At 64.9% G+C, this 14,137-nt stretch carries 13 protein-coding genes; 7 read left to right on the plus strand and 6 right to left on the minus strand.

Going from position 1 to position 14,137, the window contains the following annotated elements; translation table 11 throughout:
• Positions 1 to 49: 49 nt before the first annotated feature.
• Positions 50 to 676 carry an NUDIX hydrolase gene (locus tag ACVWZ4_RS08530; RefSeq protein WP_456740083.1) on the minus strand — a complete coding sequence of 209 codons (627 nt, stop codon included), beginning with the start codon at positions 674 to 676 and terminating at the stop codon, positions 50 to 52.
• 72 nt (positions 677 to 748) lie between these two features.
• Between ACVWZ4_RS08530 and ACVWZ4_RS08535 the strand changes: the two genes are divergently transcribed.
• The 5 genes from ACVWZ4_RS08535 to ACVWZ4_RS08555 all read left to right on the plus strand — a co-directional run bounded on the left by ACVWZ4_RS08535 (position 749) and on the right by ACVWZ4_RS08555 (position 4,965).
• Positions 749 to 1,174, plus strand: coding sequence for a PaaI family thioesterase (locus ACVWZ4_RS08535; RefSeq protein WP_456736370.1), 426 nt, complete (start codon positions 749 to 751; stop codon positions 1,172 to 1,174).
• Positions 1,175 to 1,333: 159 nt separating this feature from the next.
• The gene (locus ACVWZ4_RS08540) at positions 1,334 to 2,356 is read left to right on the plus strand and encodes an aldo/keto reductase (RefSeq protein WP_456740084.1); all 1,023 of its coding nucleotides are present in this window, start codon (positions 1,334 to 1,336) and stop codon (positions 2,354 to 2,356) included.
• A 239-nt stretch (positions 2,357 to 2,595) separates the two neighbouring features.
• Complete coding sequence (locus ACVWZ4_RS08545) at positions 2,596 to 3,414, plus strand: CoA transferase subunit A (protein WP_456740085.1); 819 nt, start codon at positions 2,596 to 2,598, stop codon at positions 3,412 to 3,414.
• The gene (locus ACVWZ4_RS08550; protein ID WP_456740086.1) at positions 3,414 to 4,157 is read left to right on the plus strand and encodes a CoA-transferase; all 744 of its coding nucleotides are present in this window, start codon (positions 3,414 to 3,416) and stop codon (positions 4,155 to 4,157) included. Before ACVWZ4_RS08545 ends, ACVWZ4_RS08550 begins: the two co-directional genes overlap by 1 nt.
• Positions 4,158 to 4,386: 229 nt before the next feature.
• Positions 4,387 to 4,965, plus strand: coding sequence for a hypothetical protein (locus ACVWZ4_RS08555; RefSeq protein WP_456740087.1), 579 nt, complete (start codon positions 4,387 to 4,389; stop codon positions 4,963 to 4,965).
• On the opposite strand, the gene ACVWZ4_RS08560 is transcribed toward ACVWZ4_RS08555, so the two are convergent.
• Genes ACVWZ4_RS08560 through ACVWZ4_RS08580 form a run of 5 tightly spaced genes read right to left on the minus strand, consistent with a single transcriptional unit; the run spans position 4,958 to position 11,832 of the window.
• Positions 4,958 to 7,279 (minus strand): TIM-barrel domain-containing protein, encoded by a 2,322-nt coding sequence (locus ACVWZ4_RS08560; RefSeq protein ID WP_456740088.1) that lies wholly within the window; start codon positions 7,277 to 7,279, stop codon positions 4,958 to 4,960. The two genes, ACVWZ4_RS08555 and ACVWZ4_RS08560, sit on opposite strands and share 8 nt — an antisense overlap.
• Before the next feature lie 19 nt (positions 7,280 to 7,298).
• Entirely contained in the window at positions 7,299 to 8,381 is a 1,083-nt protein-coding gene (locus ACVWZ4_RS08565) for an ABC transporter ATP-binding protein (protein WP_456701068.1), read from the minus strand.
• Positions 8,382 to 8,397: 16 nt separating this feature from the next.
• Positions 8,398 to 9,453 carry a carbohydrate ABC transporter permease gene (locus ACVWZ4_RS08570; protein ID WP_456705142.1) on the minus strand — a complete coding sequence of 352 codons (1,056 nt, stop codon included), beginning with the start codon at positions 9,451 to 9,453 and terminating at the stop codon, positions 8,398 to 8,400.
• A 10-nt stretch (positions 9,454 to 9,463) separates the two neighbouring features.
• Positions 9,464 to 10,504, minus strand: coding sequence for a carbohydrate ABC transporter permease (locus tag ACVWZ4_RS08575; protein WP_456701067.1), 1,041 nt, complete (start codon positions 10,502 to 10,504; stop codon positions 9,464 to 9,466).
• 35 nt (positions 10,505 to 10,539) lie between these two features.
• Entirely contained in the window at positions 10,540 to 11,832 is a 1,293-nt protein-coding gene (locus ACVWZ4_RS08580) for an ABC transporter substrate-binding protein (protein WP_456740089.1), read from the minus strand.
• Positions 11,833 to 12,208: 376 nt separating this feature from the next.
• Here ACVWZ4_RS08580 and ACVWZ4_RS08585 point away from each other — a divergent pair, with 376 nt between their 5' ends.
• Together ACVWZ4_RS08585 and ACVWZ4_RS08590 are read left to right on the plus strand one after the other, a co-directional pair.
• Positions 12,209 to 13,132 carry a LacI family DNA-binding transcriptional regulator gene (locus tag ACVWZ4_RS08585; protein WP_456740090.1) on the plus strand — a complete coding sequence of 308 codons (924 nt, stop codon included), beginning with the start codon at positions 12,209 to 12,211 and terminating at the stop codon, positions 13,130 to 13,132.
• Between the two features lie 315 nt (positions 13,133 to 13,447).
• Positions 13,448 to 13,843: a lysozyme inhibitor LprI family protein gene (locus ACVWZ4_RS08590; protein ID WP_456740091.1), complete on the plus strand. Its 396-nt coding sequence runs from the start codon at positions 13,448 to 13,450 to the stop codon at positions 13,841 to 13,843.
• The last annotated feature ends 294 nt before the right edge of the window (positions 13,844 to 14,137 follow it).

Raw genomic sequence — 14,137 nt, forward strand, 5'->3', positions numbered from 1 at the left:
GTCTTAGCAGGCATCAGGTAACCGTCACGTTAACACGCCGTTTACCATCTCATTTCCAGGCGAACACCGGCTGTTCCAGGTCCGTGACGCGGGTCTGCCGCCCGGCCAGCACCTCGCGGAACTGGTAGATGAGCGCCGCGGTCGGTGCGTGGATCAAGCTCATCTGGTGATGGAAGCGGATCACCCGGCGACTGCTTTCGGGTATCGCAGTGAAGTCGAAGGCATCGTCGCGCTCGATCGTGTCGAGCGCGATGCGATGGACCGAGGCGACCTCGTCCGGGTTCGGCACGATGGCGGCGCTCTCGTCGGCCCAGACCACGACCGGCGTGATCAGACAGCCGGAGCGCGTCGGATAGTCGTCGAGTAGGCCAAGCACGGCGTCAGGTGCAAGCCTGAGCGCGAGTTCTTCCTCCAGCTCGCGCAATGCTGCCTCCACCGGCGTTTCGCCGGCGTCGCAGCGACCACCGGGCAGCGCCCACTGGCCGCGATGCGAGCGCAAGCTCGATGCGCGCATGGTCAGCAGAAACGCCGTGTCGTGACCGTCATTGGACGCGGTCAGCGCCAGCACCACCGCGGCCCGCTTCAGCGCCGATGGCGCGGCTGCATCAGGCAGCCGCGCAAATGCGGCGCAGGCCTCTGCGATATTCCGTCTGGTGGCATCGCCGAAAGCTCTCATGATGCTTGACTACACCAGGACCGCGCTCGATGAAACGAGGAGAGATCAAGCGTTGCGAGGATGGACGGCGCCATGACCAGCAAAACGGCCGCAATGCTCAAATCGGACGGATGGAGCATCCTGGAGACCACGGGCTTCATGCACCTGGTCGGCCCCGTGTGGGAGCGCAAGGTCGACGGCCACTACGAATTCGCGCTCGCGACCGAAGACAAGCACCACAACCGCCGCGGCATGGTCCAGGGCGGCGTGATGATGACCTTTGCGGACCGCACCTGCGGCATGAGCGCCCGTTATGTCTCCGGCAAGGAGTATATGGCCACGGTGCAGCTCGACACCCATTTCGTCGAGGCCGGCCAGATCGGCGACATCCTGATCTCCCGCCCCCGCGTGGTGCGCTCGACCCGCAGCCTGATCTTCATGAGCACCGAGGTCACCGTCGACGGCCGCTGCGTGGTGATGGCGAACGGCGTGTTCAAGATCCTGAAGGGGCCGGCGTAGGCTGCGGTCGAGCTGCCCCCGCTCTCTCCGCGTCATTGCGAGCGCGGCGCAGCGATCCAGAGTCTTTCCGCAGATGCAGTTCTGGATTGCTTCGCTCCGCTCGCAATGACGGAACCGGGCAGCTATGCTGGCGCGACAAGAAGCAACAAGGATCCGCCCATGCAATACCGCCAACTCGGCCGCAGCGGCCTGAAGGTCTCGCCGATCTGCCTGGGCACCATGATGTTCGGCGGGCCGACGGATGAGGCGACCTCGCAGCGGATCATTGCCAAGGCGTACGAGGCCGGTATCAATTTCATCGACACGGCGGACGCCTATTCGAAGGGCGTCTCCGAGGAAGTCGTCGGCCGCGCGATCGGCAACATCAGGCATGCCTGGGTGCTCGCGACGAAACTCGCCAATCCCATGAACACTGGTACGGGGAACGATCCCAATCGCGTCGGACTCTCGCGACGGTGGGTGTTGCAGGCGGCCGACGAAAGCCTGAAGCGGCTCGGCACCGATCACATCGACATCTACTATCTGCACAAGGAAGACCATGCGACGCCGTTGGAGGAGACGGTGCGCGCGATGGGCGATCTCATCCGATCAGGCAAGATCCGCTACTTCGGCGTCTCCAACTACCGTGCCTGGCGCGTCGCCGAGATCTGCAACATCTGCGACCGGCTCGGCATTGACCGCCCGGTGGCGAGCCAACCCTATTACAATGCGATGAACCGCATGCCCGAGGTCGAGCACTTTCCGGCCTGCGCCCATTACGGCCTCGGCATCGTGCCCTATAGCCCGCTGGCGCGCGGCGTGCTCACCGGCAAGTACAAGCCCGATGCAGCGCCGGACAAGGAGACGCGCGCCGGCCGCAATGACGTCAGGATGATGCAGACGGAATGGCGGCCGGAATCGCTTGAGCTCGCGCAGGAGATCAAGACTCACGCCGAGAAGAACGGTATCACCGCCGGCCAGTTCGCGGTCGCCTGGGTGCTCAATTCCGCTTTCGTCTCCTCGATCGTCGCCGGCCCGCGCACCGAGGAGCAGTGGGACGGCTATATCCGCGCGCTCGACTACCGCTTCACCGCGGAGGACGAGGCATTGATCGACCGGCTGGTCGTGCCGGGTCATCCCTCGACGCCGGGCTACAACGATCCCGCCTATCCGATCGAAGGACGCCGCGCGCGAACGGCGTGAGAGCGGAAGACGACAATGGCGCAAGGACCGCTACGGCCTCCCGCTCTCCACCACATCCGAACAGGCGGCGTCCGCCTCCAGCGAGCGCGTCGACCAGATGCTCTCGGGCGAGACCGGCACGGCGGAAACGCTGGAGCGCGCGCACGGCGATGCGGGCCGCACGCCATCCTTGCGCGAGACGCGCTGGCAGGCGGCGATGGCTTGAGGCAGGATGGAGACAACACGGCCGGAGGACGCCCATGACCGAGATCGTTGCGCTGGAGGCACTGGCGGCGCGGGTTACACCGGGCCGGTCGCTGGCAATTCCCGTCGACGGCTCGGGCGTGGCAATGACGGCGACCGCGGCGCTGTTGGAGGCCGGAGTCCGCGACCTCAAGCTGATCTGCGTGCCGATCTCCGGCCTGCAGGCCGATCTCCTGATCGGTGCCGGGGCCGTCGCCTCGCTGGAAACCAGCGCGGTGTCGCTGGGCGAGGCCGGCGCCGCGCCGCGCTTCACCGCCGGCATCAAGAGCCGAGCCTTCACGATGCGCGACTCCACCTGCCCCGCGATCTATGCCGGGCTGCTCGCCGCGCAGAAAGGCGTGCCGTTCATGCCGATCGCCGGCATCATCGGCAGCGATCTCCTCAACGTGCGATCCGATTGGCAGGTGATCGATAGTCCCGTCGGCGAGGCGCGCAAGGTGGTCGTGGTGCCCGCGATCTCGCCTGACGTTGCGCTGTTTCACGCACCCGAAGCCGACCGCGCCGGCAATGTCCGCATCGGCCGGCATCGCGAGCTCGCCGACCTCGCTTATGCGTCGAAGCGCACGCTGATCACCGTGGAGCGCATCGTCGATCGCAATCTGTTGGATGGCAAGGATTCCGCTGCCGGTGTGCTGCCTTCGCTCTATGTCGACACCATCGCCGTCGCCGAACGCGGCGCCTGGCCGCTGGCGCTGTGGGACGAATATCCGGCCGACGAGGCCGAGATTGCGCGCTACGCCGCGATGGCGCGCAGCGACGACGGCTTTCGCACCTACCTCTCGACCTTCCTGACCCATCGCAAGCAGGTGGCGTGATGTCAGCCGAGCGCGAGCGGCGCGAAATCCTGATTGCGACCATTGCCGATCTGCTCGACGGCATCCGTCATGTCGCGGTCGGCGCGTCGTCGCCGATCCCTGCGGCCGGGGCCATGCTGCTGCGCGCCCGCAACGAGCTCTGTGGCAAGCCGCCGGTGCGTATCTCGATCCTGGGATCGCGGACGCATAATTTCTTCACCAATGGTGGCATCGAGCTGTTCGACTGTGCCGCGCAAGGCCGGGTCGACGCCTTCTTCCTCGGCGGGGGCCAGATCGACGGCGAGGGCAACATCAACCTGGTCGGCACCGGCGATTATCCCGCGAGCCGCGTGCGCTGGCCCGGCTCGTTCGGCTCGGCCTATCTCTATCATCTCGTGCCGCGCGTGATCCTGTTTCGCGAGGAGCATTCGCCGCGCGTGTTCGTACCCAAGGTCGATTTCGTCAGCGCGCGTGCCATAACGCCGGAGGTGCCGCGCCGCGGCGGGCCGCATGCGCTGCTGACCAGCATGGCGCTGTTCGACTTCGATCGCGAGGCAGGCGGCTTTGCCTTGCGCTCCGTGCACCCGCCCTTCACCCCGGCCGACATCAGGGAGAACACGGGCTTCGCCTACCGGGAGCCGGACGTCATGCGCGAGACCCCGCGGCCGGATGCCGCGACGCTGGCGCTGCTCCGCGGCCGGATTTTCGATGAGCTTGCCGAGACTTATCCGGCTTTTGCTCGGACCATGAAGCAGGCGGCATGACGCCCGCTTCGTTGCTGCCACGAAAAAAACATCGGCTTGGCGGCAAGTGCCTGCTGGCACGATTGGGGCGGGCGGTCAGGGCGAATCGCCGATGGGTGGCGCGGTGGTATTGCAGACGGGCTTGACCGGACACGTGACGGAGCAAACGGGATCGCAACCAATTTGCGATCTGATGGTTACTGGACGGAACTTCCGCCCCTCCGTGGCCCGCCGGCACATGAGCCTGACGATGCGCCTCCACCGACTGGTTCTGGCTGCATCTCTCATTGCTCTCGCAAGTCCTTGTTTGGCCGAATCTTCCACCACGGTCCCGGTGAACAATCCGCCGGCGCAACAGAATTCACTTGTCGACATGCTGGCTCTGATGTCGGGCCACTGCAAGACGCTGAAGGTCGCCGGGCGTCCCTTTGCCTGCAAGACCGTGGCCTTCGCGCACGACGACAAGGGCCGGGTCAATTTCGCCGTCGCCGTCGACGACCCCAGCGACGAGAACCACGTCGTGTCCTTCTCCGGCCAGAACGGCAAGCGGGCCGACGACAATTCCTATGAGCTGCCGATCGACCGCATGCTGCTCAACTCCAAGCACAGGCCAAAGGTTGACGGCCTGCCGGTCCCGGCTGCGCAGACCTCCACCGGCACCTGCCGGCAAACAGGCAATTTCGCCGCCAGGAAGGTGAACGACGTCACCTGCTCTGCGATCGACAGCGAAGGCCGGACATATGAATTGCTGTTCGTCTCCGACGGCACGCCAGTGAGTGTGCGCCGGATCAGGCAGTCGTCGCCGTCGGTCCAGGATCCGTTCAAGTAGGCGACAGACGCTTCGCGTCCAGGCGCAGCTTCGGCACGCCGACGCCGCGGGCGCGGATGGGTGCCGCCAACTCTTCTCCACAGACGTCGAGAACGAAACCAATCTCATCGCGACGCAGACGGAATTCGATTGCCCGGCCTGTCCTGCGCCAATCCGCCGTCTCGCCATCATCGACATAGACAAGGCCGGAGCCGCCATGATCGGGGGGCCCGAACACGATTGCCGTCAGCCCCTTCTCGTCCTCGATCGGAACGATCGAGCCCGCGCGCGCGAAGAGCGGTAGCCGGCCCAGCGGTGCTGCGACGGTGATGGTTCGCCCGCCCTCGAACGGCGTACCGTCATGCCAGTCGTACCAGCCGCCAGGATGGGCGGGCAGATAGACCTCGCGCGTCGTCGCGCCCTCTTCCAGCACCGGAGCGACGAGGAGATCGGGACCGAGCATGAATGCGTCCTCGACGGCTGCGGCGACTGCGTCGGACGCGAAATCCCACAGCAGCGGGCGCACCGCGGGCACGTCGTCCGCCGCGGCGCGCCACATCTGGGTATAGAGATAGGGGATGAGGCTGTGACGCAGGTTCATGGCCGATCGCACCTCGGGAAGCACGCTCTCATGCATCCAGGGCGTGTTGACGATGCCGCTCGTCTTCCAGGAATTCATCACCATGCGCGGCCACAGCGCGCAAAACTCGACAAAGCGGCACAGCAGTTCCGGCCCGGGTGACGGGCCATGGAAACCGCCGACGTCATGGCCGATGTTGTAGAGGCCCGACAGGCTCATGTTGAGGCCCTGGGTCAGGTTGTAGCGCAGCGTCTTCCAGGACGTTTCGTTGTCGCCGCTCCAGGTCTGGCCGTAGCGGGCGATGCCTGCGCTGCCGGCCCGCGTGATCGTGTAGGGACGCTTGTCCGGCGCCTGCGCGGCCTGGGTCTCGTAGGCAAGCTTGTGCATCAACAGCGCCTGCGCCGGACGGGCCAGCGCCTGGGGATACGGCCGGCCGTCGCCATCGCACACCGCGTCTTCGTCCCAGATTTCGAATTCATTGTTGTCGCTCCAGACGGCTGTCACGCCAAAGGCGAGCAGCGCGTCACGGATGCCGTCCGCCCACCACCGCCGTCCTTGCGGATTGGTGAAGTCGACATGGAAGCCGAGGCCGTCCCAGAACTGCGCCACCGCCGGCTCCCCGGTCTCGCCATCGACGACCAGGATGCCATTGGCCCTGGCTTCAGCGAGCCGCGGGTGATCGTCGAGCAGGCAAGGCTTGATGTTGGTGACCGGCTGCATGCCGGCGGCCTTGAGCCGCGCCATGGTCGCCGCCGGGTCGGGAAACTTGTCGCGATTCCAGTTGAAGACGTAGCGACGGTTGCCGATCGAGGTGTAGCCCGAGCCGAAGTGAAAACTGTCGCAGCGGATGCCGTGGCGCCTGCAATCCTCGATGAAGCCGGTGATCCGCGCGTCCGCGTCCGGTGCGTCCGCGATGGTCATGGTCGTCATCGCGAAGCCGAGCGTCCAACGCGGCGCGAAAGCCTGCCCGCCGGTCAGCCAGGAAAATCGGCGCGTGACCTCGGGTACCGTCGGGCCGGCGAGCACGTAATAATCGAGGTCACCGTCCTCGGCACGGTAGCTGCGGAACAGGCCGTGGTAATTGTCGAGCGTGCAGCCGAGATCGACCGAGCCGAGCGCAAGGTTGTCGTAGAAAATGCCGTGAGCACCGCGCGCGCCGTCGACGATGAAGAACGGCAGCATCTTGTAGAGCGGATCGGACACCTCTGCGTCGAAGCCGCAGGGGTCGACGGCATCGATGGCGAAGCGCCGCCCCGTGCGATCGAGCGGACCAGCCTTGTCGCCGAGGCCATAATGGCGTTCGTCTTCATGTCGTTCCATCGCGTGCAGCAACGCACCGGTCTTGCGCGACAGGAAATAAGCCTGGGTCGGACGGTCGCGCAGGAATGGCTGATCCTCGCCGTTGCGGTTCCAGGCGATGCCGAACGGATCGAGCCGGATCTGCGCGCTGAGACCTGCGGCGGCGAGCGTGACGATGCCGCCGGCCTCCGAGACCGTCGGCGCCGGATTGGCAAAGCCTGCGAAGTCGTCGCGCGGCCGTCCCTCGAACGGCGGCTCGGAGCGATCAGGCGCGATCGCCCAGCCGCGATCGAGGCGATAGCCCTCCGGCCGGCGCAAGGTGACGCGGCCGATGTCGCGCTCGAGAAGGGTGATGCGGAGCGTGGCGAGCGGGGCAGCCGCCGGTCCGGTCGAAACTTCGAACAGCGCGGCATTGCCGTCGAGGCCGCGGAAGCGGCCGTGGGTCAGGGCTTTCATGGGATAGGCTCCGGGTCTCTCAGGGCCGCGCGAGGGCCGCGCCCGTTGTTGCATCGAAGATGTGCAGATGGTCGGCGGCGAAGCGGATCGCGATCGCGTCGCCGCGGTGGAACTGCGACTGGCCGTCCTGGCGCAGTGTGATCTGCGGCAGGCCGGGCGCCGAGGCGTAGATGAACGTCTCGCCGCCGAGCTGTTCGACGAGATCGACGGTGGCGGCGAGCATGCCCGTGTTGGGTGCGACGTCGATATGCTCGGGACGGATGCCGAGCGTCACGCCCGCTCCGGGAACGAGGCCGGATGCCGTCCGGGGCAATTCGACTTCGCGCTCACCAACGCTCAGGCGCAGTGTGCCGTCGTCGGACGTCACCACAGCCGGCAGGAAGTTCATGCGGGGTGAACCGATGAAGCCGGCAACGAAGGCGTTCGAGGGTCGGTTGTAGAGTTCGAGCGGCGTGCCGACCTGTTCGATCCGGCCGGCGTTGAGCACCACGATGCGGTCGGCCAGCGTCATGGCTTCGACCTGATCGTGGGTGACGTAGATCATCGTGCCGCCGAGCTTGGCATGCAGCGCAGCAAGTTCCTTGCGCGTGGCGACGCGCAATTCGGCGTCGAGGTTCGACAGCGGCTCGTCGAACAGGAATATCTTCGGATCGCGCACGATGGCCCGTCCGATGGCGACGCGCTGTCGCTGGCCGCCGGAGAGCGCCTTCGGTTTGCGGTCGAGATAATCGGTGAGCCGCAGCATGGCCGCGGCACGCGCCACTCGCGCCTGGATCTCCGCAGGCTTGAGCCCCATGTTCTCGAGCGCGAAGGCCATGTTCTTGGCCACGCTCATGTGCGGATAAAGCGCATAGGACTGGAACACCATGGCGAGCCCGCGCTCGGACGCCGGCAGGTGGGTGACGCGCTCGCCGTCGATAAGGACCTCACCGCTGGTGACGTTTTCGAGGCCGGCTATGACCCGCAGCAACGTCGACTTTCCGCAGCCGGAGGGGCCGACGAAGACGACGAATTCGCCATCCTTCACCGCCAGATCAATGCCGTGCAGCACGTCGACATTGGCGAAGGATTTACGCGCGCCCGTGAGTTTCAATTCAGCCATTGGATGGTCCGATCGGTCATTTCATTCCCGTCGAGCCGATGCCCGTCGCGATGAAACGCTGGAGGAATACAAAGACGAGCGCGACGGGAATGAGCGTCACGACCGTCATCGCAAGCAAGTAGTGCCACTGGGTCTGGAGTTCGCCCTGGAAGGCATTGAGCGCGATCTGCAGGGTGTAGACCTCGGTCTTGGTGAGGACCGCCAGCGGCCACAGGAATTCGTTCCAGCGCCACATGATCGAGAAGATCGCCAGGACCGCCAGCGCCGGCAGGGTCAGCGGCATCACGATGCGCCAATAGATCTGCCACTCGGACGCCTTGTCCATACGCGCGGCCTCGATCAGATCCTTCGGCAGGGTCAGCATGTATTGCCGCAGCAGGAATACCCCCGTCGGCGTCGCCGCCCCCGGTAGGATCACCGCCCACAGCGAGTTGGTGAGGCCAAGTTCGGTCACCACCAGATAGACCGGCACCAGGATGATCGTCATCGGGATCATCAGCGTTCCGATCACCGCCAGCGTCGCCGCCTGCTTACCGGGAAATTGGTAGACGGCGAGCCCGTAGGCAGCCATGGAATTGATCAGCAGTGTGATCAGCGTCGCGACGACAGTCACGAACACCGAATTGAACAGGAAGCGCAGGAAGGCGAAGCGCTGGAGCGGCTCGCTGTAATTCTCGGTCGCAAGCGCGATGCGGCGCACCGGTTCGCGCTTATCGATCGCGACGCGGAATTGTCGCGAGGGATCGGCGGGATCGACCATCTGGGCGATGAGCCCGATGCGCCGGACCTGCGCCAGTTCACGAACCGTGCCATCGGGCAGCGCCACGCGGAACAGTGGCAGCTTCTGTGGCTGACCCGGCACCGTCACCTCGACCTGCGCGAATGGCAGCGCGGAGGGCGGAAATTCCAGCAGCGCGCTCTGGGTCTTGAACGACGACATCACCAACCAAAGCACCGGGCCGAACATCAGCACGATACCGAACGCCAGATAGACGTAGGCCGCGACGTCGGTCCAGTGCAGCGGCCGCCCTTGGCCGTTGCGACGCTGGCCAATCAGAGTTGAAAGGCGCATGGTTGCCATTTCAGACCTCTTTGCGCCGCGCGGCGGCGAATTGCAGGAGCGTCAGGACGAAAAGGACTACGCCGAGCACGACGGAGGCGGCCGCGGCGAGGCCGAAATTCTGCACCTGGCTGGAGAACGCGGTCTCATAGATGTACTGGACGACCATCAGCGTCGCGGTGCCGGGACCGCCGCCGGTCAGCACGAAGACCTCGTCGAAGGTCTGCGCGCCCTTTATCAACGCGAGCACGATCACGACGATCATGTTCGGCCACAGCAGCGGCAGCGTGATGCGCATCAGCACGCGCCAGCGCGGCGTCGCGTCCATCTCGGCCGCCTCGTAGAGGTCGGCCGGGATCGCTTGCAGGCCGGCGAGCAGGATCAGAGTGTAGAAGCCCATATGCGCCCACACCGACACGAACACCGCCCAAAACATCGCCCAGCCGGGATCGACGAAGAACAGGATCTTCTGCCCGCCAAATGTGGTGATGGCGGCGTTGAGGAGTCCGTCGCGCTGCAGAATCCATTTCCAGATCAGCGCGACGACCACGGGGGACAGCAGGACGGGGAAGAAATACACCGCCCGGAAAAAGCCACGTCCGCGGATCTTCATATTGAGGACGAGCGCCGTGACGAGCGAAAACAGCACCATCGCCGTCACCTGAAACAAGATGAACTTCACCGTATTGGCGACGCCGCGCCAGAAATGGTCCTCGCGGCAACTCGACGGATCGAGATAGGATCCGCAGTCGAACAGATAGGCGAACTGCTCAGCGCCGACATAGGGGCGCTGCGAGGGAAACAGGGCCGTGCCCCCGGTCACCGAGAAAACGACGTTGATGCCGATCGGCAGGAACACGAACAGGCCAAAGAAGACGAAGTTGGGCAGCAGGAACACATAGGCCATGCGCCGTGCGCCGATCATGCGCTGCATCGCGCGCATTGGCGGATCGAGCAGTTGCAACGCGACGCCGACAGGCAGAGCGGCAACGCCGCCAAGCCATGCGAGCGCTCCGTTTGCTAAGCCGCGCTGCGGCCGAGTGGCGGACAGAATCTCCGACATCGCAGTGATCCTCCCGTCCGATGAACCAGTTGTCTTCACTTCTTGTTGCGCTCGGCGATCTGCTGCGCGACGTCGGCGGTGATGCGCTTGTAGGCGTCCTCGAGCGTCGTCTCGCCGGAGACAGCTTGCCCGAGGCGGCTGATGGCGGCGTTCAGGATGATCCGGCTGTTGCCGTAGCCCTGGATGCGGTAGGCAAGCGGGGAAATCTGGGCCGCGCTTGCGGTGAAGACCTTCAGCGCGGCGGCAGCATCCGGGCTGGCCGTCGGATAGTCGATGCCCTTCTTCGCGAGCCCAAGGTGGCCGGGAACGAAGAGCGAGCGCGAATAGAACTCCGCAAGCACCGGTTCGCTCGCGAGATATTCCATCACCCGCGCGACTTCCTTGGGATGCTGGGTCGTCTTGAAAGCGACGAGACCGGCGCCGCCCGGCATGCTGCTACAGCCGCCGGGCCCGCAGGGATTGGGGACCGCCACCCAATCGAAGGCGTCGCCGATGGTCTTGGCGAACTGACCGATCTGCCACGATCCGGACAGATACATCACGACTTGCGCGTTCTTGAATTCGTCGTTGGCGCCGCGATAGGCGGTGCCCGAGACCGAGCCCCACAGCTCCTTCGACATCACGCCGGACTTATGCCAGTCGTAGACGAGCTGCGCCGCGCGTTTGAACCCCTCGTCGACGACTTCCGGCTCGCCGTTCGCGCCGAAGACCTGCGTGCCTTGCGACACCGCGAGCGCATAGAATCGGTGGCCCGAGCGGTCGAGCGCAAGCGGGAACGGCGCCTGGACCTTGTCCGCAACCTGCTTCACCGCCTTGGCCCAGTCCTCCCAGGTCGACTTCTCGCCCGGGATCGCGACGCCGGCTTGATCGAAAAGCGTCTTGTTGACGAACGGGCCGGTGACGGTGAGCTGGGTCATGAAGCCCGGAATTGACTTGGTATCGCCAGACGGGCGCATCCATTCGAGGAAGGGACCGAAGTTCGCTTCCCAGTAACCGGGGTCCTTGAGGAGGGGGCGCAAATCGAGTGCAAACCGCGACAGACCGCCCATATCGACGACGCGCGCCATGTCGGGGCCTTGGCCCGAGGCCAGCTGCACCGGCAAGGTTTCGTTGACCGCCTTGTAGGGCACCTGATCCAGGACGATTTCGATGTCCTTGTTCTGGTCGTGGAATCGCTTGAGCAGGTCAGCCATCACCTCCCCCTCGTTGCCATCCGAGTACCAGGTCATTCGCAGCGTGGTGGTCTCAGCGGCGGCCGGTCCGCCGAACACAACGGCGGCAAGACAGCACAGCGCAAAAGACGTGATCACGGTCGTGGCGGCGCGCATGCTCGTATCTCCCTCTCCGCTCGGCGGCCCCGCATCCGGGTCCGCGAGAAATTGCACGGGTCCGTTCTCGGCCGGATCCTCTGTGCCGACGTTTCCTTCCGCATCGGCACCCACCCAAGTCGGATGCCGTGTCCCACGAATTCACGCTTTTTCTGCTGGCGTAAAACCGCCAACAAAGATTAAGCTGACTTTGGCAAACGCTTGCCAAAGCGTCAATACCCCTATTTCTTCGTTTGCTAGTTGTGCAGGAAGGGCTCGACCACGGACGTCGGAAATGACAATGAAAAGGCGATCGGGCCAGACCCCACGGAGGCCTATGTCAGACGACGTCTCACTTGCCACAGTCGCAGTCCGGGCTGGCGTCTCGGTTTCGACCGTGTCGCGGATCGTCAATGGCGAGATGCGCCGCGCCTCGCCGGCCACCGTGGCGCGGGTGCTCGACGCGATCGACGCGGTTGGCTACCGGCCGAACCCGGTGGGACGCGCGCTCCAGCGCGGCCAAAGCCAGCTGGTGGCGATGATCGCGGCCAACCTCGACAATCCGGCGATGGCGACGATCGCAAGTTCGACCGAGGCGGCGCTGCGCGAGGCGGGCTACGTCATGGTCTTGTGCGATACGCACGACCGGCCCGAGCTTCAGGACGAGTATCTCCACGCGATGCGGGCCCAGATGGTGAGCGGCTACGTCCTCGTCGCCGCGGTGCCCAGCCCCGGCTTGAGCGAGTTGTCGGCATCGGGCGTCCCAATAGTGTTCGTGAACCGCCGTGATCCGAACGGCAACGGCCCGTTCGTCGGAATCGACGATCGCGCGGCGGGTGCTCGCGTCGCCGACTATTTCGCCGATCTCGGGCGGCGAGCCCCGGCCGTTGTTTTTCCGCGGCTGGGCTCGTCTGCATCGCGAGACCGGGTGTCAGGCTTCGTGGCCAGGCTGCGCGAGCGCGGATGGTCCGACGAGGCGATCATCCGGGCCGACGGGGAAGGGCGATCGCATCTGCAAATAGGCTACGATGCCGGCGCGCGAATTTTCCGCGGCAGCGAGACGCCGGACGCCATTCTCTGCGTGAGCGACCAAATCGCCTACGGTGTGAACCGGCGCGCCCTTGAGCACGGCCTGAAGATTCCCGGCGATTGCGATCTTGTCAGCATCGACGGCACGCCTCTCAACCAGTGGGTTGCACCCTGGCTGAAGTCGATCGAAATTCCCTACGCCGTTTACGGGGCGGAGATCGTCGCGGGCCTGCAATTGATTTGGCGAGGCGAAGCTTTTGGCGAGCGCCTGCTTCCCTGCAAGTTCGGCTGATACGCGACCGTTCGCGGCGTTCCGGGTGGGCGCATGCGTGGCGCCTGACCAACACAAGAGATCATATCGTTCTTTCAATGATATAGCGCTTCGTAATTTGGTTCTGAATGGCCCAGCAAGCCTCGCAGCTGGGCTTGGCGCGGCCGATCTCTTCTCCCTGATAGCGACGCAGTGAGGTTGCCCGGCGAAGCCTGCTGGGGAAGACGGGCTGCGCGTGGATCCCCGCCATCGCTGCCTTCATCAGGGCAATCGCGAAAAAGCCACAACAGGCGGATGAGGCTTTACGCAGTGAAAGCTACGCATGGGACGGCCACAATGGTCTGGAAATCATCGCTCGTTCTGGGAGCCGTCCTCTCGATCGCCGCATGTCCTGCAAGCGCGCAGCAGAGCGCGGAGTTCGACGCCTGCACGGCGCAGGCCGATGGCGTGTCCGCGAAGATGCTGGATTGCGGCAAAGTCGAAATCGGCAAATGGGATGCGCGACTGAATGCCGCCTATCAGAGGCTTCTGCATGGGGCCGCGGACGGGAAGCGGGCGCAATTGCAGCAGGAGCAGAGGGCCTGGCTCAAGCATCATTTGAGCGAGACCCACCGGCTGGCGAGTGATCCCGACAATGGGTCCGTCGCATTCCTCGAGTCGCAGTCGTATGAACTGGATGACCTGGTCCAGCGAACGCTACAGCTTGAAAACCGCCTCAACGGGACGCCTTGATGCGCAGCATTCCTCTCATCGACGGCGAATGGGTCGCGGTGCCCGACGAAGCCGTTGTCACATAGCCCAACTGTACTGGGCGGAGGTTGGCCTGGAATCACCGCAACTGTAGAACGGTGTATGTGGTGCCTGGATCGTGGAGACGCGTGACGGCCCACGAGTCTTGTGCATTGTCACCGTAATTTCGTCCACGGGGGCGAGAGCTTCCAGTCAATCAAAATTTCATCCGGAGGCCCGGGCCGCTGCCGCCCCGCGCGGCTGCGCACTTATAACTACTCCGGTGTGACGACAGGA

Source organism: Bradyrhizobium sp. USDA 4472 (assembly GCF_054058595.1).

Bases quoted from the DNA above. Each gene is read 5' to 3' on its own strand.
- ACVWZ4_RS08540 (WP_456740084.1), top strand. From the start codon at position 1,334: ATGCAATACCGCCAACTCGGCCGCAGCGGCCTGAAGGTCTCGCCGATC.
- ACVWZ4_RS08560 (WP_456740088.1), bottom strand. From the start codon at position 7,279: ATGAAAGCCCTGACCCACGGCCGCTTCCGCGGCCTCGACGGCAATGCC.
- ACVWZ4_RS08530 (WP_456740083.1), bottom strand. From the start codon at position 676: ATGAGAGCTTTCGGCGATGCCACCAGACGGAATATCGCAGAGGCCTGC.
- ACVWZ4_RS08590 (WP_456740091.1), top strand. From the start codon at position 13,448: ATGGTCTGGAAATCATCGCTCGTTCTGGGAGCCGTCCTCTCGATCGCC.
- ACVWZ4_RS08570 (WP_456705142.1), bottom strand. From the start codon at position 9,453: ATGCGCCTTTCAACTCTGATTGGCCAGCGTCGCAACGGCCAAGGGCGG.
- ACVWZ4_RS08580 (WP_456740089.1), bottom strand. From the start codon at position 11,832: ATGCGCGCCGCCACGACCGTGATCACGTCTTTTGCGCTGTGCTGTCTT.
- ACVWZ4_RS08575 (WP_456701067.1), bottom strand. From the start codon at position 10,504: ATGTCGGAGATTCTGTCCGCCACTCGGCCGCAGCGCGGCTTAGCAAAC.
- ACVWZ4_RS08535 (WP_456736370.1), top strand. From the start codon at position 749: ATGACCAGCAAAACGGCCGCAATGCTCAAATCGGACGGATGGAGCATC.
- ACVWZ4_RS08555 (WP_456740087.1), top strand. From the start codon at position 4,387: ATGCGCCTCCACCGACTGGTTCTGGCTGCATCTCTCATTGCTCTCGCA.
- ACVWZ4_RS08545 (WP_456740085.1), top strand. From the start codon at position 2,596: ATGACCGAGATCGTTGCGCTGGAGGCACTGGCGGCGCGGGTTACACCG.
- ACVWZ4_RS08550 (WP_456740086.1), top strand. From the start codon at position 3,414: ATGTCAGCCGAGCGCGAGCGGCGCGAAATCCTGATTGCGACCATTGCC.
- ACVWZ4_RS08565 (WP_456701068.1), bottom strand. From the start codon at position 8,381: ATGGCTGAATTGAAACTCACGGGCGCGCGTAAATCCTTCGCCAATGTC.